This window comes from Salinirussus salinus (genome assembly GCF_009831455.1).
Lineage (GTDB): Archaea > Halobacteriota > Halobacteria > Halobacteriales > Haloarculaceae > Salinirussus > Salinirussus salinus.
The window spans coordinates 1,126,909-1,153,009 of record NZ_WOWO01000002.1; the positions used below are offsets into that span (position 1 = coordinate 1,126,909).

Annotated in this window: 28 protein-coding genes and 1 tRNA gene; 9 read left to right on the plus strand and 20 right to left on the minus strand. The window is 68.1% G+C overall.

The features are described 5' to 3' along the window. Positions 1–11: 11 nt before the first annotated feature. From GN153_RS09070 to GN153_RS09085, 4 genes are all read right to left on the minus strand, one after another. Complete coding sequence (locus tag GN153_RS09070) at positions 12–722, minus strand: hypothetical protein (protein ID WP_159901872.1); 711 nt, start codon at positions 720–722, stop codon at positions 12–14. Further along, complete coding sequence (locus GN153_RS09075) at positions 719–1,612, minus strand: hypothetical protein (RefSeq protein WP_159901873.1); 894 nt, start codon at positions 1,610–1,612, stop codon at positions 719–721. The genes GN153_RS09070 and GN153_RS09075 overlap by 4 nt, the downstream gene beginning before the upstream one ends. Before the next feature lie 145 nt (positions 1,613–1,757). Next, positions 1,758–2,597 (minus strand): RAD55 family ATPase, encoded by an 840-nt coding sequence (locus GN153_RS09080; RefSeq protein WP_159901874.1) that lies wholly within the window; start codon positions 2,595–2,597, stop codon positions 1,758–1,760. Between the two features lie 163 nt (positions 2,598–2,760). Further along, positions 2,761–3,738: a beta-ribofuranosylaminobenzene 5'-phosphate synthase family protein gene (locus GN153_RS09085; protein WP_159901875.1), complete on the minus strand. Its 978-nt coding sequence runs from the start codon at positions 3,736–3,738 to the stop codon at positions 2,761–2,763. Between the two features lie 613 nt (positions 3,739–4,351). Here GN153_RS09085 and ilvD point away from each other — a divergent pair. After that, entirely contained in the window at positions 4,352–6,112 is a 1,761-nt protein-coding gene (gene ilvD, locus GN153_RS09090; protein ID WP_159901876.1) for a dihydroxy-acid dehydratase, read from the plus strand. Between the two features lie 204 nt (positions 6,113–6,316). Here ilvD and GN153_RS09095 read toward each other — a convergent pair whose 3' ends face one another. Continuing rightward, positions 6,317–7,246 (minus strand): SDR family NAD(P)-dependent oxidoreductase, encoded by a 930-nt coding sequence (locus GN153_RS09095; protein WP_159901878.1) that lies wholly within the window; start codon positions 7,244–7,246, stop codon positions 6,317–6,319. Between the two features lie 104 nt (positions 7,247–7,350). Between GN153_RS09095 and GN153_RS09100 the strand changes: the two genes are divergently transcribed. Further along, on the plus strand, positions 7,351–7,683 hold the full coding sequence (locus tag GN153_RS09100) for a hypothetical protein (protein ID WP_159901880.1): 333 nt from the start codon (positions 7,351–7,353) through the stop codon (positions 7,681–7,683). A gap of 101 nt (positions 7,684–7,784) precedes the next feature. Here the strand turns inward: GN153_RS09100 and GN153_RS09105 are convergent, their stop codons facing one another. From GN153_RS09105 to GN153_RS09115, 3 genes are all read right to left on the minus strand, one after another. Continuing rightward, positions 7,785–7,979, minus strand: a complete 195-nt coding sequence (locus GN153_RS09105) for a cold-shock protein (protein WP_159901882.1) — start codon at positions 7,977–7,979, stop codon at positions 7,785–7,787. An 86-nt stretch (positions 7,980–8,065) separates the two neighbouring features. Next, positions 8,066–9,361 (minus strand): DR2241 family protein, encoded by a 1,296-nt coding sequence (locus GN153_RS09110; protein ID WP_159901884.1) that lies wholly within the window; start codon positions 9,359–9,361, stop codon positions 8,066–8,068. 1 nt (position 9,362) lies between these two features. Further along, positions 9,363–10,238: a CbiX/SirB N-terminal domain-containing protein gene (locus tag GN153_RS09115; protein ID WP_159901887.1), complete on the minus strand. Its 876-nt coding sequence runs from the start codon at positions 10,236–10,238 to the stop codon at positions 9,363–9,365. A gap of 148 nt (positions 10,239–10,386) precedes the next feature. On the opposite strand from GN153_RS09115, the gene GN153_RS09120 reads away from it, so the two are divergent. Continuing rightward, complete coding sequence (locus GN153_RS09120; RefSeq protein WP_159901889.1) at positions 10,387–11,631, plus strand: hypothetical protein; 1,245 nt, start codon at positions 10,387–10,389, stop codon at positions 11,629–11,631. On the opposite strand, the gene GN153_RS09125 is transcribed toward GN153_RS09120, so the two are convergent. After that, complete coding sequence (locus GN153_RS09125) at positions 11,606–11,908, minus strand: DUF7521 family protein (protein ID WP_159901891.1); 303 nt, start codon at positions 11,906–11,908, stop codon at positions 11,606–11,608. The genes GN153_RS09120 and GN153_RS09125 overlap by 26 nt on opposite strands. Further along, positions 11,905–12,252 carry a winged helix-turn-helix domain-containing protein gene (locus GN153_RS09130; RefSeq protein WP_159901893.1) on the minus strand — a complete coding sequence of 116 codons (348 nt, stop codon included), beginning with the start codon at positions 12,250–12,252 and terminating at the stop codon, positions 11,905–11,907. Before GN153_RS09130 ends, GN153_RS09125 begins: the two co-directional genes overlap by 4 nt. A gap of 160 nt (positions 12,253–12,412) precedes the next feature. On the opposite strand from GN153_RS09130, the gene cysS reads away from it, so the two are divergent. After that, positions 12,413–13,891, plus strand: a complete 1,479-nt coding sequence (gene cysS, locus GN153_RS09135) for a cysteine--tRNA ligase (RefSeq protein WP_159901895.1) — start codon at positions 12,413–12,415, stop codon at positions 13,889–13,891. Here cysS and GN153_RS09140 read toward each other — a convergent pair. From GN153_RS09140 to GN153_RS09165, 6 genes are all read right to left on the minus strand, one after another. Further along, positions 13,886–15,118: a tripartite tricarboxylate transporter permease gene (locus GN153_RS09140; protein ID WP_159901897.1), complete on the minus strand. Its 1,233-nt coding sequence runs from the start codon at positions 15,116–15,118 to the stop codon at positions 13,886–13,888. The genes cysS and GN153_RS09140 overlap by 6 nt on opposite strands. A gap of 193 nt (positions 15,119–15,311) precedes the next feature. After that, positions 15,312–15,659, minus strand: a complete 348-nt coding sequence (rpl12p, locus tag GN153_RS09145; protein ID WP_159901899.1) for a 50S ribosomal protein P1 — start codon at positions 15,657–15,659, stop codon at positions 15,312–15,314. A gap of 2 nt (positions 15,660–15,661) precedes the next feature. Continuing rightward, a complete protein-coding gene (locus GN153_RS09150; protein ID WP_159901901.1) occupies positions 15,662–16,720 on the minus strand; it encodes a 50S ribosomal protein L10 in 1,059 nt (352 codons plus the stop codon). Then, positions 16,717–17,358 carry a 50S ribosomal protein L1 gene (locus GN153_RS09155; protein ID WP_159901903.1) on the minus strand — a complete coding sequence of 214 codons (642 nt, stop codon included), beginning with the start codon at positions 17,356–17,358 and terminating at the stop codon, positions 16,717–16,719. The genes GN153_RS09150 and GN153_RS09155 overlap by 4 nt, the downstream gene beginning before the upstream one ends. A gap of 493 nt (positions 17,359–17,851) precedes the next feature. Further along, entirely contained in the window at positions 17,852–18,340 is a 489-nt protein-coding gene (locus GN153_RS09160) for a 50S ribosomal protein L11 (RefSeq protein WP_159901904.1), read from the minus strand. A 70-nt stretch (positions 18,341–18,410) separates the two neighbouring features. Further along, positions 18,411–18,611, minus strand: coding sequence for a VNG_1110C family protein (locus tag GN153_RS09165; protein WP_159901905.1), 201 nt, complete (start codon positions 18,609–18,611; stop codon positions 18,411–18,413). 98 nt (positions 18,612–18,709) lie between these two features. On the opposite strand from GN153_RS09165, the gene GN153_RS09170 reads away from it, so the two are divergent. The 3 genes from GN153_RS09170 to GN153_RS09180 all read left to right on the plus strand — a co-directional run bounded on the left by GN153_RS09170 (position 18,710) and on the right by GN153_RS09180 (position 21,126). Beyond that, positions 18,710–19,822: an OBG GTPase family GTP-binding protein gene (locus GN153_RS09170; RefSeq protein WP_159901906.1), complete on the plus strand. Its 1,113-nt coding sequence runs from the start codon at positions 18,710–18,712 to the stop codon at positions 19,820–19,822. A 4-nt stretch (positions 19,823–19,826) separates the two neighbouring features. After that, positions 19,827–20,273 carry a TIGR04206 family protein gene (locus GN153_RS09175; RefSeq protein ID WP_159901907.1) on the plus strand — a complete coding sequence of 149 codons (447 nt, stop codon included), beginning with the start codon at positions 19,827–19,829 and terminating at the stop codon, positions 20,271–20,273. 94 nt (positions 20,274–20,367) lie between these two features. Further along, on the plus strand, positions 20,368–21,126 hold the full coding sequence (locus GN153_RS09180) for a VOC family protein (protein WP_236544779.1): 759 nt from the start codon (positions 20,368–20,370) through the stop codon (positions 21,124–21,126). A 30-nt stretch (positions 21,127–21,156) separates the two neighbouring features. Here GN153_RS09180 and dph5 read toward each other — a convergent pair whose 3' ends face one another. After that, the gene (gene dph5, locus GN153_RS09185; RefSeq protein ID WP_159901908.1) at positions 21,157–21,975 is read right to left on the minus strand and encodes a diphthine synthase; all 819 of its coding nucleotides are present in this window, start codon (positions 21,973–21,975) and stop codon (positions 21,157–21,159) included. A gap of 247 nt (positions 21,976–22,222) precedes the next feature. On the opposite strand from dph5, the gene GN153_RS09190 reads away from it, so the two are divergent. Then, positions 22,223–23,248: a class I SAM-dependent methyltransferase gene (locus GN153_RS09190; protein ID WP_159901909.1), complete on the plus strand. Its 1,026-nt coding sequence runs from the start codon at positions 22,223–22,225 to the stop codon at positions 23,246–23,248. 48 nt (positions 23,249–23,296) lie between these two features. Further along, positions 23,297–23,371: transfer RNA gene (locus GN153_RS09195), tRNA-Thr, on the plus strand. A gap of 526 nt (positions 23,372–23,897) precedes the next feature. On the opposite strand, the gene GN153_RS09200 is transcribed toward GN153_RS09195, so the two are convergent. The 3 genes from GN153_RS09200 to GN153_RS09210 form a co-directional block, all read right to left on the minus strand. Continuing rightward, positions 23,898–24,698 (minus strand): hypothetical protein, encoded by an 801-nt coding sequence (locus tag GN153_RS09200; RefSeq protein ID WP_159901910.1) that lies wholly within the window; start codon positions 24,696–24,698, stop codon positions 23,898–23,900. After that, positions 24,699–25,427 carry a hypothetical protein gene (locus GN153_RS09205; RefSeq protein ID WP_159901911.1) on the minus strand — a complete coding sequence of 243 codons (729 nt, stop codon included), beginning with the start codon at positions 25,425–25,427 and terminating at the stop codon, positions 24,699–24,701. Positions 25,428–25,534: 107 nt separating this feature from the next. Next, positions 25,535–25,978, minus strand: a complete 444-nt coding sequence (locus tag GN153_RS09210; protein WP_159901912.1) for a hypothetical protein — start codon at positions 25,976–25,978, stop codon at positions 25,535–25,537. Positions 25,979–26,101 lie beyond the last annotated feature (123 nt).

The window sequence follows — 26,101 nt, forward strand, 5'->3', positions numbered from 1 at the left end:
GCCGTCCCGGGTCAGTCCTCGCGAATGGCGCGTCGCTCCTCGACCACCGGACAGCTCAGGAGCCGGACCGTCTCCATATCCAGAAACTCGACGATCTCGGTGCCCTCGCGGGTACACGAGACCTCCGGAGGCTCCGAGAACCACTCGCAGTTCTCGCAGTAGGTGTGTTTCGACACCTCGGCGTAGCGGCGTCCCTCCTCGCCGCCGACCTGCTCGGTCGCTTCGAGGGCCTCCCACACCTCGTCGGGGTCGACGTCACCGACCTCCTGTCGCTCGAAGACCCCCTCGTCCCCGAAAGGGTCCCCGCGGGGGTCCGGGTCGCCGAACGGGTCCTCGACCCCCTCGTCCGGCTCCAGGCCCGCGGTCCCGCCGAGCGCGCCGGCCCCGCTCGCGGTGGATATCCCGCCGTCGTCCGCCTCGCGTGCTTCATCGGCTTCGGAAACTTCCGGCAGGGGCTGCCACGCGCTCGCGTCGTCCGTGGAGCCACTGTCGCCGGACCGGTCGTCGTCGGAGCGCGTTCCGACGGGCTCGTCTCCGGTGTCGTCGGCCGCCCCCGCCGGCCCGCCTGACGGGGCTCCGAGCCCGTCGAAGGGGTCGCCCGCCCGGTCGGTCGCCACGTCGGCGAACGGGTCCGTGTTGTCGGCCGTGTCCGCGCCGTCCGACAGCCGCTCCCGGTCTTCGCCGTCGCGCCGGTCGTCGTTGTCGGGCGGTTCCTCGCTCATTGCTCCTCACCGGATTCGAGCTGCGAGGCGACGAGCAGTTTCGGCTTGGAGAAGAAACCGCTCGCCTCCTCGACGTCGGTGACGGTCGCCTCGCAGTGGGGACAGTGCGGGTCGGTCAGCAGCGCGATGTCGACGCCGTTGCCGCAGTTCTCGCATCTGGCGCGGTCGACGTCGGCCTTGGCGGCCGCCCGCTTGACGCGCTCGACGGCGTCCAGTCCGGTCTCCGCCTCCACGCTGTCCCGCAGGTCCCTGACCGCCCAGGCGACCGTTCGGAGCCGTTCCTGGACCGTGTCCAGGTCCGCCTCTATCTCCTCGACAGCCGTCTCCTGTTCGGGGATCGTGGCGTCGAGGCGCTCGGTCAGGTGCCCGACCTCCTCCTCGAGGTCGTCGACCTGCTTGCCGAGGGCGACGAGGCGCTCGAACTCCTCGTGGTCGTGGTCGGCAGGGGCCTTGGCGTCGGCCTCCTGTTTGACCTGGATCACCCGCTCGCGGACGTCCTCGATCTTCTCCTGGAACTCCCGTTCGACGCTGTCGACGCGGCTCTTCAGCCGCCCCTCGACAGCCTCGGTAGCCCCGGAGAGCGACGCCTCGACGGCCTCCTCGACCCGCTGGTCGACCGCCGCCTCGACGCGCGTGTCAAGCTGCTCGCCGAGCCGCTGGTCGACCCGGGAGTCGACCACCTCCGCGACCTCCTCGTCGCTGGGCGCGCCGACTTCGAGCTCCGCGGCGTCGAGGTCGCCGTCGAGTTCGGCCGTCGCGCGGTAGGAAGCGAGCATCTGGACCAGCACCGTCTCGCGGGTCACCTCCAGCTCCCGGGCCTGCTCGTCGAGCCAGCTGTCGAGCTCCGACGGCAGCCGAACCGTCACCGTCTCCGTCGACTCGCTCGCCATTGTCCTCCTTTGTCAAACGAGCCAGTTAAGCGTTTGCCGTCGGCTCCGGCGCGAGTAGCGGGTCTTTACGGCGGAGAGTAGGACCCGTCTACCCGCTCCGAGAGGAGGACACTCGCGTCCCGCTGGTGGCTACTCCGCCGTTGCGTTACCGGATCTTGCGGACGTCGCTGATGTCGAAGCCGGCCTGGCCGAGGTCCGTCTCGAACTGGACGATGTTCTCGGCCTCGATCTGCGAGAGGACCCCCCTGAACTGCTTGACCACGAGCGTCCGGGCGCGGGTCGAGCCGCCGGTCTCCCACTGGAACCGGAGCGTCCCGCTGCAGGCCTCCACCAGCTGGCCCAGCTCCACGTCGGTGAGCGTCTCGTGGTTGACGTGGAGCAGGATGAGTCCCTGCCACTGGTGAGCAGCCTTCTGGATGCCCGAGACGAGGTAGGTGATGTCCGACCACGACAGCTCCTCCCCGACGGCCCCGACCAGGTCCGACAGCGAGTCGACGACGACCAGGCTGTTGGGCGCCCGCTCGCTCAGGGCGTTGCCGAGCGCGCTGAGCAGTCCCTCCCGCTCCTCGTGGCGCTTCCGGAGGTTCTTGATGTCCGGTGTCTCCCCGGCGTACCAGCTCCGCGGGACCGGGCTGACGTGGAAGTACTGCCGGGACAGCGACTCGAAGCGCACCGGCTCCAGCCCCGCCTCCGCGAGCTCGCTGTCCATCGACAGCCCGATCTCCTCGCGGAGCTGGTCCTCCTCGCCGGTAAAGGAGATGTAGTGGACCTCTTCCGGGAGTCGGGCTCCGTCCCCGACGTCGCCGTAGTGGAGGTCGAACAGCTCCTCGCCCGCCTGCGCGAGCCCGTTCATCACGGCACTCGTGTAGAGGAACTCCCGGGAGCCCGCGCCCGCCTCCCCGGCCAGCAGGACGACACTTCCCGGCGGCGCGCCGCCGTCGATGAGCCCGTCGAGACGGCTGATCCCGAAGGGGATGCGGTCCATGCCCCGAAAAATCCGCCGAGCCGGTTAAATCCCTAGCCGCACCCGGAGCGGCAGCGGGTCTACGGAGAGGCGGACCGCCGTGCGCACGCACGGGACTGGGGCCGGTTCGCCTCTTCCGGGCCGGTTCGCCTCTTCCGGACCGATTCGCCCCTTCTGAAGCGACTCACTCCGCGAGGGCAGCACCCGTATTTCGCGGCGCGACGACACGGGCGATCCCGTCTACACCCGCAGCGTCGAGCGCCGCCTCCCCGGCCGCCCGCGCCGCCGCGGCGTCGTCGGCGCGGGTGACCCCGTAGACCGTCGGCCCCCAGGAGGACTGGCCGGCCCCGCGTATCGCGGGGTCGTCGCCCAGCGCGTCGACAAGCGTCCCCGCCGGCGGGCGGTAGACCCCGCCCTGCTCGTCGGCGTACCAGGCACCGTTGAGACGGCCCAGCCGGGCCACCGCGCTCCCGAACGCTTGCAGGTCCCGCTCGGCGACCGCCGGCAGCATGCGGCGGGTCAGCAGGCCCGCGATGTCGTCCGCGATCCCCGGGTCCGCGCGCTCAACGGCCGTCCGCATGCTCGCGTCCTCGCTTTCGCCGTGGCGGCCCGCCTCGACCCCGGGAGTCACCAGCAGGAACCGCCAGTCGGCGGGCACGTCGCGCCGGACGATAGGCTCCGGGACGTCCCAGGCGCCGCGCTCGGGCGGGGCGGTGGTGAAGCGCTCGGTGGGGTGGCCGGCGTCGACAACGAAGCCGCCGGACTCGAAGGTAGCGACCCCGACGCCGCTGCGTCCGCCCCGTCCGAGAGTGGGCGCGGCCGTCCGCGCGTCGACGTAGGTGCCGTGGGCGCGGGCGACGGCGACCAGCGTGGCGAGCGCGTACTGCGTCCCGCTGCCGAGGCCGACGTGACGCTCGAAGCCCTCCTCGAGGGTGACCTCGGAGCCCGCGACGTCGTGGCCCCGCTCGCGCAGGAGGGCGACGGCGTCTGTCGCGAAGTCCTCGAGGGGGTCGGGAGCGTGGATGCCGTCGGCGGGTTCCGCGGAGACGACCGCGCGTGGCTCGTCGAGCGCGACGCCCACGCCGCCGTAGAGGCGCTCGTGGGCGAGCGCGAGGTTCTGGAAGCCGAAGTGCAGGCGCGCCCCGGTCTCGACGGTCGCCATACCCTGATCTGTGGACCCCGGTGTATCAACCCCGCGACCCCGCTTCGGTGATGTGGATTCTGATTGAACTGCCGCTGTCAACAGCAAGAAAGCCCCCGGTGTCGTCGGGCGCGAAGTGCCCGACTGCCCGGGAGACCAGTGGTCTCCCGCTGGCTCGCGGGCTGCGACTCGCTGCGCGCTTCCATCGCTCACCCCGTTCGCTCCGTCCAGTGCTTGCGTCGTCTCGCTCGGCGAGCCACCGGCCCCTTTCAGTCCCACCCTGCTCGCGGCTTCGCCGCTCGCGTTTCCGTTGCGCTCACTCCGTTCGCGCAACGCACGCCACACGCCTCCCCGGCCGACTGCGGTGTCTGCTCACGGGTGCTTCGCGCCCGTTCGCACGGGCCGAGGCGCCGTAGGCGCCTCGCGGCTCACTCGCTTCGCTCGCCTTCCGAGCCTTCCCTCGTTGCACTCGGGAAGACCTCGCACGGCGCTCGTCGCGCGAGAACACGCGCGACAGCGCGCGCCGGATGGTCAGCTCAGTCTGCATGGATCCGGGATGTATGAGCACTCCATCCGAGGCACGACGCTTCCGCCGACAGCCGAACTTAAGTCCGGCCGGCGCGAGGCTCCGGGCATGAGCCAGCAGCGCCCCAGCCGGGTCGACAGCGACTCGATGGAGTACGACAAGGACCCGGACCTGCCGAGCAACGAGGTGACCCAGGGCGCCGAGCGCGCCCCCCACCGCGCGATGTTCCGCGCGATGGGCTACGACGACGAGGACCTGGCCTCGCCGATGGTCGGCATCGCCAACCCCGCCGCCGACATCACCCCCTGCAACGTCCACCTCGAGGACGTCGCCGACGCCGCCTACGAGGGGATCGACGACGCGGAGGGGATGCCCATCGAGTTCGGCACGATCACCATCTCCGACGCCATCTCCATGGGCACCGAGGGGATGAAGGCCTCCCTCATCTCGCGGGAGGTGATCGCCGACTCCGTCGAACTGGTGGCCTTCGGCGAGCGGATGGACGGCCTGGTCACCATCGGGGGCTGTGACAAGAACATGCCGGGGATGATGATGGCCGCGATCCGCACCGACCTGCCCTCGGTCTTTCTGTACGGCGGGTCGATCATGCCCGGCGAGCACGAGGGCCGCGAGATAACGGTCCAGAACGTCTTCGAGGGCGTGGGGGCGGTCGCCTCCGGGGACATGACCGAGGAGGAACTCGACGAGATGGAACGCCACGCCTGCCCCGGCGCGGGCTCCTGTGGCGGGATGTTCACCGCGAACACGATGGCCTCGATCAGCGAGGCGCTGGGCTTTGCCCCGCTGGGCAGCGCCAGCCCGCCCGCCGAGGACCAGTCCCGCTACGTCGAGGCCGAGCGCGCCGGCGAACTCGCTGTCGAGGCCGTCGAGGCCGGCCGCAAGCCCTCCGAGTTCCTGACCGAGGACTCCTTCGAGAACGCCATCACACTCCAGGTCGCCATCGGCGGCTCGACCAACGCCGTGCTCCACCTGCTCGCGATGGCCGCCGAGGCCGGCATCGACCTCGAGATCGAGGAGTTCGACGAGATCAGCCGGCGCACCCCCAAGATCGCCAACCTCCAGCCCGGCGGCACCCGGGTGATGAAGGACCTGCACGAACTCGGTGGCGTGCCCGTGGTGCTCCGCCGGCTGCTGAACGCCGACCTGATCCACGGCGACGCGATGACCGTGACCGGCCGCACCATCGCCGAGGAGATCGACCACCTGGAAGACCAGGGTCGACTCCCGCCCGAGGAGGAGGTCGAGGCCGACTGGCTCTACACCGTCGACGAGCCCAAACAGGAGGAGGGCGCCATCAAGATCCTGAAGGGCAACCTCGCGCCCCGCGGGGGCGTGCTGAAGGTCACCGGCGACGACAAGTTCCACCACGAGGGCCCTGCCCGGGTCTTCGAGAGCGAGGAGGACGCCATGCGCTACGTCCAGGAAGGGCACATCGAGTCCGGCGACACCCTCGTGATCCGCAACGAGGGGCCCCGCGGCGGCCCGGGGATGCGGGAGATGCTCGGCGTCACCGCGGCGGTCGTCGGCCAGGGCCACGAGGAGGACGTCGCCCTTCTCACGGACGGCCGCTTCTCCGGAGCGACCCGGGGGCCGATGATCGGCCACGTCGCTCCCGAGGCCTACGTCGGCGGACCCATCGCAGCCCTCGAGGACGGCGACCAGGTCACCGTGGACATCCCCGACCGGACGCTGGCGGTCGACCTCTCCGAAGAGGAGATCGACCGTCGACTGGAAGAGCGCGACGCCCCTGACCCGCCGTACACGGCCGGCATCCTCGCGAAGTACGTCCGTGACTTCGGGTCGGCCGCCAACGGTGCGGTGACCAATCCCGGCGCCAAGGAGCAGTAGTCGCCCTCCCCCCTCTCGCGTCCGAACGGAGTGAGGACGCGGCTTTTTTCGCCCACGTTTTTGCCGTGAGTGGTTCGCCGGAGGCGAACCCGAGCGGGAAAAAGGTGGTCTGTGACTTCGGGTCGGCCGCGAACGGTGCGGTGACCAATCCCGGCGCCAAGGAGCAGTAGTCGCCCTCCCCCCTCCCGCGTCCTCACTCCGTTCTCAGACCGTCTCTTCGGCCCTCGCGTACTCGGCCAGCGGTTCCTCGACATCGAGCAGCCGCGCACTCTCGGCCCAGAGCCGGCGGGCGTTCTGTGGGTTCCGGGCCGCCCCGGAGGGTTGGGTCGGCTCCTGGCCGGCGAAGTATCGCCCGGTCACGTCGGCGGCCCGGTCCGAGACCGCGACGAAGAGCAGTTCGGCGGCGCCGTCCGCGACCGACGTCACTCCGGGCACGGCGTCGAGCAGCTGGACCAGCCGCGGGAGCGGCCCGGGGAGAAACCGGGTGAAGCCGCTGCCGGGGATCGCGCCAGGATGGACGCTGTTCGAGGTCACGGAGCGGCCGGCGGCCTCGAGCCGGCGGGCGAGTTCGGCCGCGAAGAGGACGTTCGCGAGTTTGGAGTGGCTGTAGGCCCAGCTCCCGGCATCCGGGTCGGGCTCGGTCGTCCGCTCGATGTCCAGCGAGGTGCCCGTATGGGCCGCGGAGGCAGTCGTGACGATGCGAGCTCCCTCGCGCAGGTGGTCGAGCAGCTCCGCCGTCAGCAGGTACGGCGAGAGGTGATTGACGTGGAAGGTGTACTCGACGCCGAGGCCGGTCCGGCGGCTCTCCCGGAAGAAGCCCCCGGCGTTGTTCAGGAGGAGGTCGAGCCCGCCGGTCTCCGCGCGGACCGTCGCCGCCAGCTCCCGGACGGCGTCGACGTCGGCGAAGTCCGCGCGGACGAACTCGGCGTCGGTACCTGTCCCGGCGAGGTCGTCGACCAGTTCCGCGCCCGCCTTGCCGTCCCGGCCGTGGACGACGACGGTGTCGGCGCCGAGCCGGCCGAGCGCGAGCGCTGCCTCGCGGCCGATCCCGCTCGTGGAGCCGGTGACGAGTGCCTCCATCCCCGAGAGGTCGGTGCCGTCGACACCCGCCAGTCGCTCCGGTTGCTTGGCCATACGCCCTTTCGGGGCTCGTCGGAGGAAAACCTGTGCTCGCGTGGGGGACAACGGGCTGTCGTGAGCGGGGCCAGCCACAAGAGTCTCCGGCGCGTGCCGGCGGTATGGACCAGCCCGAACCCGCGGAAGGGTGGCCGGAGGAGCCGCTGTCAGCCGAGGAGGCCGCCAGCCTGCTCGACGACCGCCCCGACGCCGTCGCCGTCTGGGTGATGCACCACGACGACGGCGTCCGGTCGAGCGTCGTCCCCGCTGACGCGCCCGAGGACGCGGTCGTCGACATCGTCCTCGAGACCGCCGAGGCCTTCGAGATGTACAGCTACAGCCGCGGCCGGTGGATGGACTACGGGGCACAGCGGAAAGACGACGAGGACGCCCCCTCGATGGCGGGCACGCTCGACAGCTACGAGGTGCTCGCGGGGGAGTCGGCGTCGTTCTGAGCAGCCGTTCCGGTCGGAGGAGTCGCCGTCAGCCGTCGACCGCCGGCTTGCAAGACGGTGCCGTCGCTAGCCGGTCGAATAAACGCAAAATGGAAGTCACCTTACAGCCGGGTCAGGTTCTGCGCCCGCGGCCCTTTCGGTGCGTCTTCGATTTCGAACTCAACCTCTTGACCTTCTTCGAGATCCGGGCCGCCGACGTCCTCCATGTGGAAAAAGACGTCCTCGTCCGCATCCTCAGTGTCGATAAAGCCGTAACCGCCGGTGTCGTTGAAGAAATCAACCTTACCTTTCGCCATTGCAACTGTATAGACGCGGACCCAACAGATAAGGCTTGTGTAAGTGATACGTCCGTGACTCCCGGTGACACGGCGCCGGCTCGGCGCTACCTCCCGCTTTCCCCACAGCCGTCATCGGCCGCGCCGTCCCCGCCGGCCTCCTCGCCAGCACTGTCGTCGGTATCGCCTCCGCTCCCATCCTCCTCGTCCCGGTCGGTCGGGACGCCACAGAGGTCTCCGTCCTCGAAGCGCTTGGCCCGGAGAAACCGGGCCCGGTAGCGGTTGGCGCCGTCGGCGAAGTCGGCCTCCCGCACCTCCCCGGCCCGGCCGTCGGCCACGGCGTCGACGATCTCCTCGACCTGGGCTTTCTCGCTCGGCGTCAGTTCGAACTCGTAGGTGCGTGACTCCTCTGCCTCCAGCCTGGTCCACCGGCGGGCGGCCGCGACGACCAGCGAGCAGGGCTCCCGGCAGGGGAAGACGCCGTCGCCGCTGTCGACCGAGAGCGGCGTGTCGGCGTCGTACTCCCACTCCCGGCGTTTCAGACACTGCGAGTCGTCACAGCAGGCCTCGGCCACCCAGTCGACATGCTCGTGACCCTCCCCGCGGTTCCAGGTCTGGACGACGCCGTAGATCCCCGTCTGCCGGGCGACGGTCTCCTCCCAGTGGGTCACGTCCAGCTCCCCCTCGCGCTCGCGGTGCCAGTTTGCCACCGTCGCCGGATAGAAGCCCTCGACCGCCCGGACGAGCTCCGCGGGTTCGAGGTCGACGAAGGCCCAGCCGCGCTGGAGCGTGGGGGCCGTCGAGAGCGGCCGGTAGCGGCCGCGGTCGTCCTCTTTCCTGAGTCTGCGGGCGTCGTGGGGGTCGGTGTACCCCTCCAGCTGCCCGGCCGGCGTGTCGGCGTCGTCGACGTGCCGGAGCGTGTAGCGGCGCCGGCGTCGGTCCCCGTCGGCACCCCGACTGCTTCCCCCAGCGTCCCGGCCGCGCTCCCGCCCGGGGTCGGCCAGCCGGACCTGCACCGAGAGCTGGCCCCACTCGCGAGCGACACCGCCTCCCCGCGTGAGCCTGCCGCGGCGGTCCGGAGGGTGGTACTCGTCGGCCCGTTCGACCCACCGCAGGAAGTCCCACTGTGCTGGCTCTTGTGGCATCTCCTGGTGCCAGACGTACCACTCCCGGACGTGAGCGGCGTGCTCGCGAGCGCGCGCGTCGAAGTCCGCGGCGTCGAGTCCGCGGTGCTCCGCTCCGGGAACGGCGAACCGGAGACCGTCGCTGCCCCGCCGGACCACCAGCCCGTCGAAGTCGACCCCGTCGTCTGCGACCGTCCGCAGCGCCGCGACCGCCTCCGACAGCCGGTCTCCACGCCCGCCGCTCGCGTCGCCGCCGTCGCCCTCGCCCGCTCCGGTCATCTCAGTCCCCACCCGCGCGGGCCGACCCCGCGGCGTCCGCGCCGGTCCGTGCCTCGACATCTGCCCCGGCGTCGGCCGCCCGTTCGAGGATGACGTCGGCCATCAGCGGCTCGGTCCCGACCGCACCGGCGTACCAGACGTCGTGGCCGTCGACCCGGGCCGGCACGTCGTACTCCCCGCGGCCGGACCCCTCCTCGCTCAGGCCCATGTCCGCGGGGATGTCCTCCTGGGTGTGGTAGCCGTCCGCGATGAAAAGCGGGACGACGACGACGTCTTCGCTCTGGAAGTGGTCGGTCACGTCGTCGACCTCGGGCTCCTCGTCCATGAACAGCGCGCGGACCTCGGCGAAGCGGTCCCGGTCGCGGATCCGGTCGGCGTGGTACTCGACCGCCTTCGCGGAGTTCTCGTTGCGCTTGGTGCCGTGGCCGACGACCGCCAGTCCCACGTCCGGTCCCACGCCGGGGTCGCCGGTGACGGTCTCGGCGCGGCGGATAATGACGTCGCTCATCGCGTCGTGGGTTCCGACCGGCCCACAGTAGTGGACGGTCTTGTCGACGTCGGCGGGTTCGAGGGTGACAGAGCCGGCGCCGGTCCCGTCGGAGTCCCAGTCTGCAGCCTCGAAGTCCAGGCGGAGTTCGCGGGGGATGACTTCCTCGGTGAAGTAGCCCTCGCTGACGAACAGGGGGACGACGTACACCTCCTCGGCGACGACGGTCCGGAGGCCGTTTCGCAGCGACGGCTCCTCCTTCCAGTAGGCTTCCCGGACCTCGCCGACGGCCCCGGCGGCGCGGATCCGGTCGGCGTGGTCCCGAGCAGGCGCACTCGAGGCGGGGTTCAGGTGCGAGCCGTGGGCGACGACCAGCAGTGCCTCGCTCATCGGCCTCCCTAGACCCGGCGCGCTCTTAGCCTCTGTCCCTCGCTGCCGGCGCCCGCGCTCGCTGTCGGGGTCCGGCCGCCATCGGGCTGTCGCGACCCGTCAGGGTTTTGTTCCCGACAGTTCGAGCACGCAACATATCGGTGACGCCATGGGAACCGGAACGCGCGGTCGGTCGGCGGGTGTCATCCTGGCCGGGGTGGGCGTCGTGGTGGCGCTCGCGCTCGGCGCGGGGCTGCTCCTGACCGGCGGCACCCCCCTGCCATCGGCCGACGAGGCCGCCCAGCAGTACTCGGGACTCGACGCGTACAACGCGACCTACACGGTCACGTTCGATGAGCCCGGGGAGACGCGTACCGTCAGAGTCCGGAACACGGTGAGTCCCGACTCGGGTGAACTCCGGTCGGAGGCGCTCGCGCCGCCCAGCCGGGCCGGCAACCTCCGCGTGTACAATGGCAGCGTCGCCTGGCTCTACAACGCGACGAGAGACACCGTGACCAGGGTCACGCAGGCGGAGCCCCAGGTCGTCCCCCGGCAGCGGGCGGTGGTCCGGAGCGTCGTCGCCGCCGCCAACGGCGAGGACCCCTCCTCGCGGGTCTCGCCGCTCCCGGTCGTGCCGGGGTCGGAGGGCGGGTCGGCCGTCGAGAACGCCACCGGTGAGCTGGAAGCGTCCTACGAGGGGACCGCGACGGTCGCCGGCCGGGAGACCCACGTCATCTCCCTGACGCCCGCGGCGAACGCCACCACGTCGATCACCGAGCAGACGCTCTGGCTCGACGCCGAGTACTTCGTCCCGCTCAGGGTCAACGCCACCCTCGTGTTCGAGGGGAACCGGACCGTCATCTCACAGGAGGCCACCGAGGTCTCCTTCGAGCCCGACCTCCCGCCGGGGGTGTGCGAGTTCGACCCGCCCGCGGGCGGAGACCCCGAGCGCACGACCGCGGCGGTCACCACCTACGAGTCGCGGGCCGACCTGGCAACGGCGACGGCGTTCCCGGTCCCCGACCCCGCCGTCCCCGGCCGGTTCGAACTCTCGCGGGCACAGCTGACCGTCCGCCCCGACCGGGCGGCGGCGGTCCTCCGGTACACCAGCGGCGTGAACGTCATCTCGGTCGTCGCGGGCAACGGCACGGAGTTCGACACCGCGACCGGGGAGCCGGTGAGGATTGGCAACCGGACCGGCCGCTTCGATGTCTCCGGGCAGGTCGGCCGGGTCGTCTGGACCTGCGGGAACTACGAGTACGCGGTCGCCGGAACGGTCCCGCGGGAGACGCTCACGGAAGTGGCCCGCTCGGTGGCCGACAGCGCCGACGCGTGTATCCCCGCCACTGCCTCCGACCCCGCCCCCATGCCCGCCATGGACACGGCCGCTACCGCTGGTACAGCGAGTACGTGATGAAGGCCAGGCCGGCGAACTGCAGTGTCTGAGCGAGCAGGAAGGCCGGCTGTCTGAACCCGACCAGCGAGGCGTCCAGCCGGATGAGAAGCGTCGTGAGGAACGTGAGGGTGAAGGGGACCGCGGTGAGGAGGATCAGCCCGGCAGACAGCAGGCGCATCGACCGGCTGTCGTTGCGCCGGAAGCCGCGGTAGGCCTGGTACCCGACGACCAGCCCGAGCACGACCGAGCCCAGCGAAACGCCGAGCACCGCCATCGAGAGCAGGTGCGAACTCATAGTTCCTCCCACATCTCGGTGAAGCGGTCGGCGGGGTCCTCGGCCTCGGCGCGCTCGACCGCGGTGTGCATCTCGCCGTCCTCGAACTCCACCGCGAAGGAGTCCAGGCGGGCGACGAAGACCTTGTAGTGGTTGCCGTCGGGCTGGGGCTGGAGCTGTTCCTCGACGAGGTCACACTCCTTGAGGCGGTCGATACGCCGGTAGACCGTGGTCAACGACGCGTCACATCGCTCGCTCAGTGTTTTGGCGGACATGGGTTCGGCGCTGGTCTCCGTGAGGATCGCCCGAGCGTACTCGTCGTTGAGCAACGCGAGTACCTCCCGGTCGTCGCACTCCTCACTCACACGCGGCCCGTCGGCCCCGCGACACTTAAATCCGGAACGGTCTTTGCAGACCCGGCGGATCCGCCGGGTCGAGGATGCAGTCTAACCCCGGGAGCGGTGCGGCGAGCGGGGCGGCCGCGGGTCGCTCCCTTTTTTACCGTGGCTGTGTCACCTCCGGGTGATGACACTGCGGGTGACGAACAGCCTCACGGGCGAACGCGAAGCCTTCGAGCCACAGGACGACGAGGTGCTGCTCTACTACTGTGGCCTGACGACCTCCGACCCCGCCCACCTCGGCCACGCCCGCGGGTGGGTCCACGTCGACGTCATGCACCGGTGGCTGGAACACCTGGGCTACGACGTCCGTCACGTCGAGAACTTCACCGACGTCAACGAGAAGATCGTCGCCCGCGTCGGCGAGGCCGGCGACAGCGAGGCCGACGTCGCCCGCTCGTACATCGGGTCGATCATCCGCGATATGCGCTCGCTGAATCTCCTGCGGGCCGACGTCTACCCGCGCGTCTCCGAGTCGATAAGGGAGGTCATCGACCTCGTCGAGACGCTGGTCGAGAAGGGCTACGCCTACGAATCGGGCGGGTCCGTCTACTTCGACGTCACCGCCTTCGAGGACTACGGCAAGCTCTCGAACCAGCGCGTCGAGGAGATCAAATCCCAGGGCGAGGAGACCGGCGAGAAACGCCACCCCGCGGACTTCGCGCTCTGGAAGGCCGACGGCGTCGCCCCGGAGGACATCGCCGAGCACCGCCACGAGGGGGCCGCTCCCGCGGAGGAAGCCGTCGAGACCGCCCGGACCTGGGACTCGCCGTGGGGCGAGGGGCGGCCGGGCTGGCACATCGAGTGCTCGGCGATGAGCATGACCCACCTCGGCGAGACCATCGACATTCACGTCGGCGGCCAGGACCTGGTCTTCCCCCACCACGAGAACGAGGTCGCCCAGAGCGAGGCCGCCACGGGCGAGCAGTTCGCCCGCTACTGGCTGCACGTCCGGCTGCTGGACGCCGCCGACGAGGAGAAGATGTCTTCCTCGCTCGGTAACTTCGAGACCGTCGCCGAGGCCGTCGACCGGTACGGGCCGAACGTCGTCCGGACCTTCCTGCTCTCGACGGCCTACCACAGCGAGGCGGTCTACAGCACGGCGACGATGGCCGAGGCCCGCCAGCGCTGGCAGAGTCTCGAACGGGGCTACGAGCGGGCGGTCGAAGCCTGCGACAGCGTCGACGCGCGGACCACCGTCGACGACCCGACGCTCCGGGGAGCCGTCGACGGGGCCCGCGAGGACTTCACCGAGGCGATGAACGACGACTTCAACACCCGGCGGGCGCTCGCCGCGCTGGAGGAGCTCGTATCGGCGGTCAACGCCCACGTCGACGACCACGGGGAGTACGACTACCGCGGGCTGCGCCGGGCGGTCGAGGCCATCGAGGAGCTCGGCGGCGGGGTCTTCGGCCTCGAATTCGGCGACGGGGAGCCGGGCGGCGAGGTCTCGGTCGCCGCGGACCTCGCAGAGCTCCTGCTGGAGGTGCGCGAGCGCGAGCGGGCGGCCGGCAACTACGACCGCGCCGACGAACTCCGGGACGAACTCGAGGCGCTGGGCGTGGAGGTCCAGGACACCGACGACGGCCCGACTTACCGGCTATAGGCCGACCGCGAGCGGAACGAGCAACACCCCCATCAGCGACACCCGGCGGGCGCCGAACCGGGCGGGGACGAGTCCGACCGCGGCGCTGACGGCGAAGATTCCGACGCCGACGGCGCCGGCCAGCGCACCCACGACCAGGCAGAGCAGGGCGAGCACCCCCACGGAGATGTAGGTCTGGTCGGCGCGGTTGGCTGCCGCGAGGTAGCGGTCGCCGGCCCAGGGCACCAGCAGGAAGCCGACGGCCGCGGCGAGCGCGCAGCCGGCGAGCAGGAGCGGCAGGTTCAGCGGGACGCCCGCGCCGTCGAGCGCGACCAGCACCCCGGTGTGGGCGTCCCGGAGCGCGACGAGCGCAAAGAGAGCAAAAACCGTATTGGCGGTGTTGACGCCGCTGGTGACGACCACGTAGGTCCGCGGACCGCGGCCGGGCAGGACTGCAAGCGCCCCCACGGCGGCAACCCCGCTGGAGATACCGGAGATGTAGCCGACGATGGCGCCCGAGAGGGTACCGACCAGCGCGGTTCCCGCCAGTGCTCGCTTCCCGACAGTGACCGCGGCATCGGCCTGTGGCGGGACGCCGTCACCGCCCAGCGCCTCGACCAGCACCGGCGCGCCGAACAGGCCGGCGAAAAGCGGCGCGAGCGTCCCGCCGGCCGCGAGTCCGCCGGTCTCGAGGTCGAGGGTCGCGAGCCCGAGCAGGCCGCTGGCGCCGACCGCGAGTGCGGCACCGAGCCGGGCCCGCCAGCTTCGCTCCCCGACGACAAGGAGGACCGCGATGGCCCCCAGCACGAGCGGGAGGTGGGGTTCGAGCGCCGGATAGACTCGGGACATGACAGCGGTCACGGGGAGCGCGAGCGGGACCGCCAGCGCGATGGCGAGCCCGCTGCCCAGCGCCGAGAGCCGGAGCGCCTCCCGGCCCCGGCCCTGGATGACCAGGCGGTGGCCAGGGACCGCCGTCGCGGCCATCGCGGCGTCGGGCACGCCCAGCGCGAGCGCGGGCACCACGTCCAGGAAGGTGTGGACGACGCCGGCCGCGAGCATGGCCGCGCCGACGAAGCGGGGCGGCCCGGGGACGACCGGCACCGCGGCCGCCAGCAGGAGCGCGAAGTTGTTGGCGTGCAGGCCAGGAACGAGTCCGCTGACGGTGCCCAGCACAACACCCCCAAAGACAAACAGCAGGGCGGCCGCCGCCGTCCCCGGGTCCGTGACGACCGTGACACCGACGTCCATCCGGGCAGTCTGGCCCCGTCACCGGCCATAAGGCTACGGCTGGCTCGCCCGTCTCTCGACCGTCAAGACCCGACTGTGGACGGCGAGAGCGTGGACCGTCGCCAGCCGGCCCGGGGGAACGAAGAGGGAAGACGGCGACGTGGTGACGGCGCTGTCGCTGTCGGTCGACGGCGCCAAAAGAAATGTCGCGGGTTCAGCCGAACAGCTCGCCGAGGCCCTCGCCGGAGGCCTCCTCGTCGTCGTCGTCGCCGGCTTCCTCTTCCTCGGCCGCTTCCTCCTCGGCTTCCTCTTCTTCAGCCTCGGCTTCCTCCTCGGCCTCCTCGGCCGCGGGGGCCGCGCCGCCACCGCCGGTCGCGGCGGGGACTGCGGCGGCCTCCTCGACGGCCTCGTCGATGTCGACGTCCTCGAGGGCCGCGACCAGCGCCTTGACGCGGGATTCCTCCACGTCGACGCCGGCGGCCTCGAGCACGCCCGTCAGGTTGTCCTCGTTGATCTCCTCGCCCGATTCGTTCAGGATGAGTGCTGCGTATACGTACTCCATTGTTAGTCACCGAACATGTCTCCGAGGGCCTCGCCGGCGTCGCCGCCGTCGTCGTCATCGTCGTCCGCATCGGCTTCTGTGGCGTCGTCAGCATCGGCGTCGTCGGCGTCCTCGGTGTCGTCCGGTTCGGTCTCGGACGACTCGGTCTGGTCGTCAGCCTGTTCCACTTCCTCGACGCCCTGCAGCTCCTCGGGCAGGGCTTCGGGGTCCTCGACCCGCGCGGCGAGCGCGCGGACCTGACCGTCGGCCTTCCCGATGAGGTCGGGCAGGACGTCGGGGTCCTCGATGGCAGCCTGAATCCCCAGGCTCTTGGCCTCGCCGCTTGCCTTCCCCAGCAGGGCCGGCAGCGTCGACGCGGTCGGGAACTCCGCGTTGAGCGCGAGGTTGCGTCCCCGTGCGGCAGCGGCCTCGATGTCGGCGCGGTACTCCTCGAGGTCCAGTTCGAGGTCTTCGGGCTCGAAGAGCACGCCCTCGGCGACCACGCCGCGCAGGTCGAGCCCGACCTCCTTGGGCTCGATGCCCAGCTCCGAGAGGACGTTCGCGAGGTCAGCCGAGACCTCGCCGCCCGCTTCCAGGACGGTCGAGTCCTCGAGCACCTTGATCGACCCCTCCTCGATCCGGGCGTTCGCGCCGACGGTCTGCAGTTCGCCGACGAAGGGCCCGGGGTCCATCCCCGTGTCGCCCTCGGGGATGACGATGTCGTTGGGTGCGACTTCGCCCGCGTTGATCGGCGCGGAGGTCTTCGAGGCCTCCAGTTGCTGGTAGAGCCCGAAGGGGTTCTCGTTGGTGCCGACCAGGCCGACCTGGCCGCTCACGTAGCCCGGCAGCTCGTCGAGGCCGGCCTCCTCCAGGGCCCGCACCAGCAGGGTGTTCCGGGAGACCCGGATCTCGGCCGTGCCGTGCAGGTCACGGCGCATGTCCTGGAGCTGGCGGCTCGGGATGCCGGTGATGTCGATGACGCCGACGCTCTCGTAGCGCTCGAGGAAGTCGGCGATCTCGTCGACCTCTTCCCGTTTCCACTCGGGGATGGTCTCGGTCTTGCGCTCGCTCTCTGCGCTCATTGGGCCACCTCCACGGCCGGGCCCATGGTCGTCTTCACGAACACGGAGTCGACGTTCATCGGCCCCTTCTCGAGGTCGGCGTGGAGTCGCCTGATGATGACGTCGATGTTGTCGGCGATCTCCTCGGCGGACATGTCCTCGGCACCCACGCGGGTGTGGAACGTCCGCCGGTCGCCGCTGCGGACCTGCACGGAGTTTTTCAGCCGTTCGACCTGCTCGACGATGTCGTCGTCGGGGCTGACCGGCTCGGGCATCTTCCCCCGGGGGCCGAGCACGGTCCCCAGGTAGCGCCCGATGTCCTGCATCAGCGCCTCCTCCGCGAGGAAGAAGTCGGTCCGCTCGGCCAGGTCCTTGGCCGCGTCGTCGTCGTCACCGAGGTCGGCCAGCTCGTCGGGGCTGAGCACCTCGTCGGCGACCTCCTCGGCACGGACCGCGGTCTCGCCGTCTGCGAAGACCACGATCGACGTCTCCTGGCCGGTCCCCTCCGGCAGTACGATACTCTCGTCGATACGGTTCGATGGGTCGTCGAGGTCGATGTCGCGCAGGTTGACCGCGAGGTCTACCGTCTCACGGAAGTTCCGTGGTGGGGCATCCTCGAGTGCGCGCGAAACCGCCTCCTCTATGTCCTGGTCTGCCATTGTTCACCTCCGTAGTGCGCCGATGGCTCCTACGGGTCAGTGAAACAGGCCTGCGCCTGTCTCGTCCGTGTCCATGCCCACGCCGAATTTAAACCCGTCGAAGGCTCGTCGGCCCGTCTGCCGGAGAAACCGGCGGGTCGACGGGCCACAGAACCGACTGGCCGGGCGGAGACACCGAGGGTCGTCGCCGGCGGCTTACGCCGCCGCCTCCTCCGCAAACACACCGAAAAACTCCCTCAGGTCGCGTTTCGAGCCGTTCGAAGCCTACGCTGTCGCTTCGGCTTCGAAGACAGGACACCAGCGGACTCACACCGCTCGTCCGTCGAGCCGTCGCCTCGTCAGCGGCCTACGCGGCCGCTTCCTCGGCGAAGACACCGAAAACTCGCTTCGCTCGTTTTCGAGCGTTTGCGTCGTCGCCGGCGGCTTACGCCGCCGCCTCCTCCGCAAACACACCGAAACGCTCCTTCCAGTCGCGTTTCGAGCCGTTCGAAGCCTACGCTGTCGCTTCGGCTTCGAAGACGTCGTCGTACTCGCCGGCGTCGATCTTCTCTTTGAACTCCCGGGGGTTCTCGCCCTCGATGGTCACGCCCAGGGAGGTGCAGGTGCCGACGACCTCCTTGGCGGCGTTTTTCAGGTCGTAGGAGAGCAGGTCGGGGTGTTTCTGCTCGGCGATCTGACGGACCTGGTCGACGCTCAGGTCGGCGACGAAGTTCTCCTGGGGTTCGCCGCTGCCGGTCTCGAAGCCGGCCTCGTCCTTGATGAGCTCCGCGGTCGGCGGGACGCCCACCTCGATGGAGAAGGAGCCGTCCTCCTCGTACTCGACGGTGACGGGAACCTCGGTGCCGTCGAACGCCTCGGTCCGGTCGTTTATCTCCTGAACGACCGCCTGGACGTCCACCGGCGTGGGGCCCAGTTCCGGGCCCAGCGGCGGGCCGGGGTCGGCCTGCCCGCCGGGGACGAGTACCTCGATGGTTTCAGCCATACCATCAGGTCCGTCGGGGCGCGTTTAAGGATTTCTTTACGCGGCGGAGACGCCGGGGGACGCGGCGGCATCACGCGACCGTGACGCCGTTACGGGCCAGAAAGTCGGAGACGTCCTTGATCTCGACGGGGCTGCCAATGATGCGGACCCGCGAGTCCTCCTCCCGGACGGTGACGGTAAAGCGCTCCTCGAGGGCGCCGTCGAACCCGTCCATCGCCGCCCGCGGGAGGAGGATCTGCGTGCTGTCGCGGAAACGGGCCGCGTCTGTCATTGTCGGTGATCCCGTCGCTCGTCGTATTAGTGTATCGAAACAATCCGGGCTGGAGCGGACGGAAGCGCTTTTCCCCGCCGGCGGCCGACGGACAGTCGATGGGCCTCGAGGAGGAGATCGAGGAGCTCGAACAGGAGATCGCCGAGACTCCCTACAACAAGTCGACCGAGCAGCACATCGGCCGGCTGAAGGCCAAGCTCGCCGAAAAAAAAGAGAAGCTCGAGCGGCAACAGTCCTCCTCCGGCGGCGGCCCCGGCTACGCCGTCGAGAAGACCGGCGACGCCACCGTCGCGCTCGTGGGCTTTCCCAGCGTCGGCAAGTCCACGCTGCTGAACGCGCTCACGAACGCCGACAGCGAGACCGGGGCCTACGAGTTCACCACGCTGGACGTCAACCCCGGCATGTTGCAGTACCGCGGTGCGAACATCCAGCTTCTGGACGTCCCCGGCCTCATCTCCGGGGCGGCGAGCGGCCGCGGCGACGGCCAGGAAGTTCTGTCGGTGATCCGGACCGCCGACCTCGTCGTCTTCATGCTCTCCGTCTTCGAGATCCAGCAGTACGACCGCCTGCGCGAGGAGCTCCGGAAGAACAAGATCCGGCTGGACACCGAACCGCCCCGCGTCTCGGTCCGCAAGAAGGCCAAAGACGGCATCTCGGTCACCGCCAGCGTCGACCTCGACCTGGACGAGGAGACCGTCAAGGGCGTGCTCCGGGAGCGGGGCTTTGTCAACGCCGACGTGACCATCGGCGAGCAGGTGGACATCGACCGGCTGCTCGACGGCGTACTGGACAACCGCGTCTATCTGCCCTCCATCGTCACCGTCAACAAGGTCGACCTCATCGAGCGGGACTACCTCGACACCGTCCACGCGGAGCTGCGCGAGCGCGACATCGACCCCGAGGAGGCCGTCTTCATCAGCGCCGAACAGGAGAAAGGGCTCGACGCCCTCAAGGAGCGCATCTGGGAGGAGCTGGGCCTGATCCGTATCTACATGGACAAGCCCGGCCGGGGAGTCGACAAGGAGGAGCCGCTCGTTTTACGCGAGGGCGACACCGTCGACGACGCCTGTCACAAGCTCGGTGGCAGTTTCGAGGAGCGCTTCCGGTTCGCCCGCGTGACCGGCCCCAGCGCCAAACACGACGAACAGCAGGTCGGCCGCGACCACGAACTCGCCGACGAGGACGTGCTCCGGATCGTCACCCGGAAGTGACGACATGGACCGCGAGCACCGTCGGCTGCTGGTCTACGCCGCGCTCTTTCTGGTCCCCTGGTCGGTGGTGAACGCCCGCGGGGTCGTGACCTTCGTGTTCCCCTTCGGCCTGCTGAACTTCGCCCCGCTGGAACTGACCGACGTCGTCTCCTTCGCCACGGTGTACACCGAGCGGCTCCCCGAGTTCCTGCTGGGCTGGCCGGTCGGCGTCGGACTCTACGTCGCCGGGCTCGCGAGCGTCCTCTCCGGCCTGCTCTTCGACCGCGAGGACCCCCGGGTCACCGCCGGGCTGTTCGCCTTCGCCGGCGTGACGCAGGTCACGCTCGCGCTGGGGTTCTCCCGGCGGGTCGGGACCACCGCCGTCCCCGTCGGGGCGGCCCTCCTGTGGCTCGCCGTCTGGTGGTACGACTGGCCGGCCATCCGACGAACTCTCTCCGTCGAGGAATCCTGACGGCCCGTGACGGCCCGCGAGCGTCCCGGCAACTCTCGACCACCCGCGGCGGGTCGGACAGGTTTTTGCGGCTGGTGGGCCTACTCCGGTCCGTATGAACGACTATCTGCTCGACCACGTGATGATGCGCGTCGAGGACCTGGAGGCGTCGCTGGAGTGGTACACCGGGCACCTGGGCTACGAAGAGACCGGCCGCTGGGAGGCCGACACCTTCACCAACGTCTTCCTCCAGGCGCCGGGCGCCCACGACGACGGCGCCCTCCTCGAACTCACGTACAACCACGACGGGCGGAGCTACGACATGGGGGACTCCTGGGGCCACATCGCCGTCCGGTGTGAGGACGTCTACGACGCCTACGAGGAGCTGATGGACAGCGGCGTCGAGGACTACCGCGACCCCGACTCCTGTGGCGGCTCGTATGCCTTCGTGAAAGACCCCGACGGCCACGAAATCGAAATCGTCGAGCGCGACCACGGCGCCACGTACAGCCTCGACCACACCATGATCCGCGTCGAGGACGCCGACGAAGCCATCGGCTGGTACACCCGGAAGTTCGACTACGAGCTGTTCCGGCGCGAGGAGTTCGAGGATTTCGCGCTCTACTTCCTCAAGCCCGGCGACGCCCCCGACGAGGCGATGTCGGTGGAGCTGACCTACAACTACGACGGCCGCAGCTACGACCTGGGCGACGCCTGGGGCCACGTCGCGGTCCGGGCCGACGACCTCCACGAGTCCTGGGACGAACTCATGGGTCGCCACGCGGAGGACTACCGCGACCCCGAGAGCTGCAACGACATGTACGCCTTCACCAGGGACTGCGACGGCCGCGAGATCGAGGTCGTCACGCGGTAGCGCGGCGGCCGTCGGCCGGCGATTCCCGCCTCAGCCTCCCTCGCCGACGCCGTCGGGCAGCCCGCCGAACGCCGCCAGCGCCTCGCGTTCGAGCGGGTGGAGCTCCCCGGGAACCACGAGCAGGTGCAGCGGCGGACCGAAGTCCCCGCCGGCGAGCGCGTCGAGCCGGTCGGCCCGGACCGTCGGGTCGTCGCTGCCGGCCCGGCCGACCACGACGCCCGCGCCCGAGAGGCCGGCGTCGGCGAGCAGCCCGGCCGCGTGGTCGCCGGTCATGTAGCGGTCCCCGTGTTCCCCCGTGCCCGCCCCGCGCCCCCCGGGGTCGTGTCCCTTGTCCCGGTCGATGTCCAGGTAGACCAGCGTGTGCAGCCCGCGTTCGCGGTTGTCACCGATAGTGGCGAGGACGCTGTCGGGGACGCCCTCGCCGCCATGAGAGGACTCGAAAGGCAGGGTGGTGGCCTTCCCGAAGCGGTAGTTCTGGAGGCCGGTCAGCGAGGCCGCCGCTGTGCTCGCCGTGGTTCCGTGGATCACCTGGGTTTCGACCCCGCGTTCGTGGGCGCGCAGCCGCAGGTCCGCGTGCGTGGTCGAGACCATCGGGTCGCCGCCGGTCAGGAAGACCGCGTCGCCATCGCTCGCGGCGTCGAGTATCGGCCCGGGGTCGCGCTCGACGCCGGCCCGGTCCCGGACCTCGATGTCGACTCCGTGGGCGTCCTCCAGATCCGCGACGGTCGCCCCGGCCAGCCGGCTGGTGTAGAACTCCGCGAAGACCCGGTCGGCTCCCCGGACCGCATCCCGGCCCCGGACCGTGACCGAGCGCTCGTCGTACAGCCCCAGGCCGACAAAGGTGAGCATACCCGCCCTCGACGCGAGAAGGGCATAAGTCGTGTGCCCGCGGCCGGAGGGCTGAGTTCGAAGGACCTCGCTGGTAGACGTCGGCCGCCCTCGCCGCGCTCGACCGGCATCCGCCAGGCGGGAGTAGGTCCCACCGGCTACAGGCAGTGGTGGCCTTGCTCCGCCGCTTGGACCGTGTGCCCGGTTTCTTCCCGACGGTTTCCCGCCACATCGTCACGCTTACCGCCCGCCGTCGCCCAGGTCGTGTATGGTCCACTGCGTGCGCGTCGCCCGCGAGGACGGGGAAGCGGCCCGCCAGCGCCTCGCCGAGCGCGACCTCGTGGACGGGAGCCACGAGATCCGGGCCGAAGACGGCACGCTCTACATCCCCGTCACAGACCCCGCTGCGGTCCCCGGGACCTTCGAGGTGGTCGACCGCGACGTCCCCCGTCGCGAGACCGAGACGATGCCCGCGGACCTGCTCGACTTCGAGCCCTCCTACGAGCGGCTCGGCGACATCGCCATCGTCGACGAGGACGACCCCGAGCGGGCGCGGGCGCTGGCCGACGCCATCGTCGCGTCGGCGCTACCCGTCGAGACCGTCCTCAATCGCGCCTCGAAGGTCCGCGGCGAGAAGCGGGTTCGCGACTGGGAGGTGCTCGCGGGCGAGGGCACAGAGACCGTCCACCGGGAGTACGGCCACGAGTTCGCCCTCGACCTCGCGGCGGTGTACTTCTCGCCGCGGCTGGCCACCGAGCGCCACCGCGTCGCCGAGCAGGTGAGCGCCGGCGAGCACGCCTTCGACATGTTCGCCGGCGTCGGCCCCTTCGTCGTCCCCTTCGCCGCCCGCGGCGCCGAGGCGGTGGGGGTGGACATCAACAGGACCGCGGTCGAGTACCTCCGGGAGAACGCCCGCCGGAACGGCGTCGCCGACCGGGTGACCGCCATCCACGGGGACGTCCGAGACGTAGTCTCGGGCTCGTCACGAGCACAGCGAAGTGACGGTGTCCGGGACGTGGTACCCGACTACGCCGACTGGGCCGACCGGCTGGTGATGAACCTTCCCCACAGCGCCGACGAGTTTCTGGAGACTGCGGTCGCGCTCGCAGGCGAGGAGGCCGTACTCCACTACTACGACATCCAGGGCGAGGACGACCCCCACGGGCCGGGCGAGGCTGCCATCCGCGAGGTCGCCGAACCCGAGTACGAGGTGACGGTCGAAACCCGCCACACGGTCCGGTCGTACGCCCCCCATGAACTGAACGTCGTGCTGGATGTCCGGCTGTCGCGGTGACGCGATTCGCAATTCTTATTGTGGACATCCGCCCATCTGGGGATGAGTGCCGGTGTAGCTCAGACTGGCTAGAGCGATTCCTTCGTAAGGAATAGGCCGAGGGTTCAAATCCCTCCACCGGCTCTCGCTCCGCTACGCTTCGCGAAGTACCGTAACCAACCGTTAGAGCCCGCTAGACATAAGTTTTCGCCTCAGGGTATCCTCAGTACGACCCGAATTGAATAGTTCTACCAGCCGAAATTGCCGGTAATCTGCCTTCCGAATTGAATAGCTGAACTACCTGCGGCCGACCCGTCCCGTGTTTTCGGAAAATCCCACTCGTTACCAATTCACCAGATATGAGAGTGAGAGGGAGCCCGGAGAAGCGCGAAATTGCTCCCGGTGATGGGTACGGGAGCCTTGTGAGCTACAGGGTGTCTCGGCTCTTGCACCGACAGCAAGTGATTGACGCGGAAGGGACAGCAGGTATCAAGTAAGTCTTCCGATAGTTACCCCACATCGCCTACGCGGAGGAGATAGCTGGTCCTTCATCAGACTGGGAGGGCGTGACTCACGCAAAGTTGAAGCAAAGGGTGCTTGCCCATACCTAGCGAGAGGTGGGTTGGGAGTTCTGCCTGAGTAGCAGTGGAATCCAATCGATTAACAATTCCTATCCCTGTCCGTTTTCTGTAGATATATTCAATTCTCGGCGGACATATAAGAGAGTGTCCGTAGAATTAGTCGCGATTTGAGAGAACTGTTCCATCTCTTCTTCATTCCGGTCAATCTCAATGGAATGTGCATCCGAATTGGCTGAGTCTCTAAATTCATCCATTTTATTCACTAACTCCTCGTCCATACGGTTCGAGAAATGCGCGAAGTCTGCCATATTATCTTCCAAGTTTTGTAATAAATCAGAAAATTTCTTAAACTGACCGTTTTCTATATTATAGTAGAGTCCAACACCATCTTTGGAATCGCCATATTGACGCCGCAAGAGGTCAATAACGAGATTCTCGAGAAGTTTACGAGTGAGAACAAACGTTGCATCGTCAACCCCAATCCGATAGCACTTATTAATATCACGGATGAGGGTTTCATAGAACTCTTCATCAACTTCGGTCACTTCAATGAAAGAGCCGTGGCGAACCTCTCTGGAATGTTCTGGAATGTCAACTAACTCTCCGTAATGGTCGATTCCGGGGTATGTCAGACGATAGCCATTCTCGACCTGGGTGAAATGGTCATCATCTTCTTCAAGTCGGTTGATATACGTGCTTACGTGTCTGGAATTAATAGTCTCTCGAGAGGATTCAACAGTATCAATAATATCGGCCGATGTGAACGATTTTCGTCCATATATTTCATCAAGATAGTAGCCCGTTAATCCGACTAATTCTTTTTTTGAAATATCGCGATGCTCAGAATGTCGCAAGAACTCGTCGAATGAAATAGTACCTCCTCGCGACATTCAGACACCTGCGTTGTCTGCCATTTCCTTTATTAATTCATACCCGCGGTCCTGTCCCAATGGTACGATACCAAGTTCAGTGCCTCTCTTCTCGCCTTTCTTCTGGAGATATTTTTCCCAATCTGAATGATTGTATATCCGTTTGAATCGGTCGTCCTTGAGACCAGACTGTTCGAGGTCATCCACTATATCAACGGTATTCCGCCAGAACACGTCGTGAACCGAGGACCACAGGGTGAGAAGAACGACAGAGGCGTTGAGTGTCTTTTCGCGCTTGGAATCCCCCGGCAAGAAGTTGCTCGCCAGTATTCTTGGTCCAGAATCGGAATCCCCAATTTCAATTACTTTCTTTAACTGGTTTTTGTCCAAGCCCGTCTCTTCTGCTATTAGACGGTACTCATCACTTTCGTCATCTTCATCTGGCTCTTCGGTTCCGGAGTCTTGTTCCGTATCGCCAGTTACCGCCTCGTCCACCGGCTCTTCAACGTGTGATTCCGGCTCTTCAACCGCCTCCGAGCTGCTCCCATCATCTTCTATCTCATCCCACGTGACTTGCTCTTCCTTACCCTCCCAGTCGAAACGAGTCGCTTGAAGGTCGCCATTTACCATCTGATGATAGTCGCTCACGAACTCTGCAAGTTCATCGAGTGCTGAACAGAAGTCGTCGCCGTCCTCTGCTTCTATATCAGCTGATATTGGGCCATCCTCGAAATGAACTTCAACCCTCATCTTCGATATTAAGCACAAAATTACGGCGCTTATTATTACTTACGGCGCTGGGGGTAATGGCGTGTGTAAACAGATAATGATATGTTTGTTATTTTATATCCACATATCTACACATCGGCTCGATAGCACGGCCAGCACGGAAGGTCGCCTGAGCCCGGCCCATCGCAGTCCGAGTCTCCGTTGGGACAGCTCCCCTCGGAGACAGCTTCACCAGACTTCACAGGCCTCGAACAGGTGCGGGCCGCATCAAGTACGACCGGGTTCCCAATGAGTGCCAGTGCGACCTTGTGTTTGCAGTCCTGCTCGCGGTGAATATCAGCAGGACACTCGCATTCGGCAGGGAACGCTACCCCGTCCCGCACCGCCACGCCGACCGTATAGGTGTGGTCGGCTTTCTCGAACCCGTAACTCGCGTTGGCCACTTCCACCAGGTGCGGGCCCACAATTGTGAACTCGAAGGCTTCCCACTCGGCCCGTTTGGCGGTCTTCTTGTCGAACGAGAGGTATTCAACAGCGGTACGCTTTTCTGCCGGCTTGGCGTCGGTTTGCATTGCTTCTGGTCTCCACAGAAGCACCGGTCGCGTGTCCCACCACGCGGCCACTTTCCTCGTGACAGAACCGGGCTTCCTACTCACTCGTAGGAGCGTGTCAGTATATAACACTTGTGAACGTAT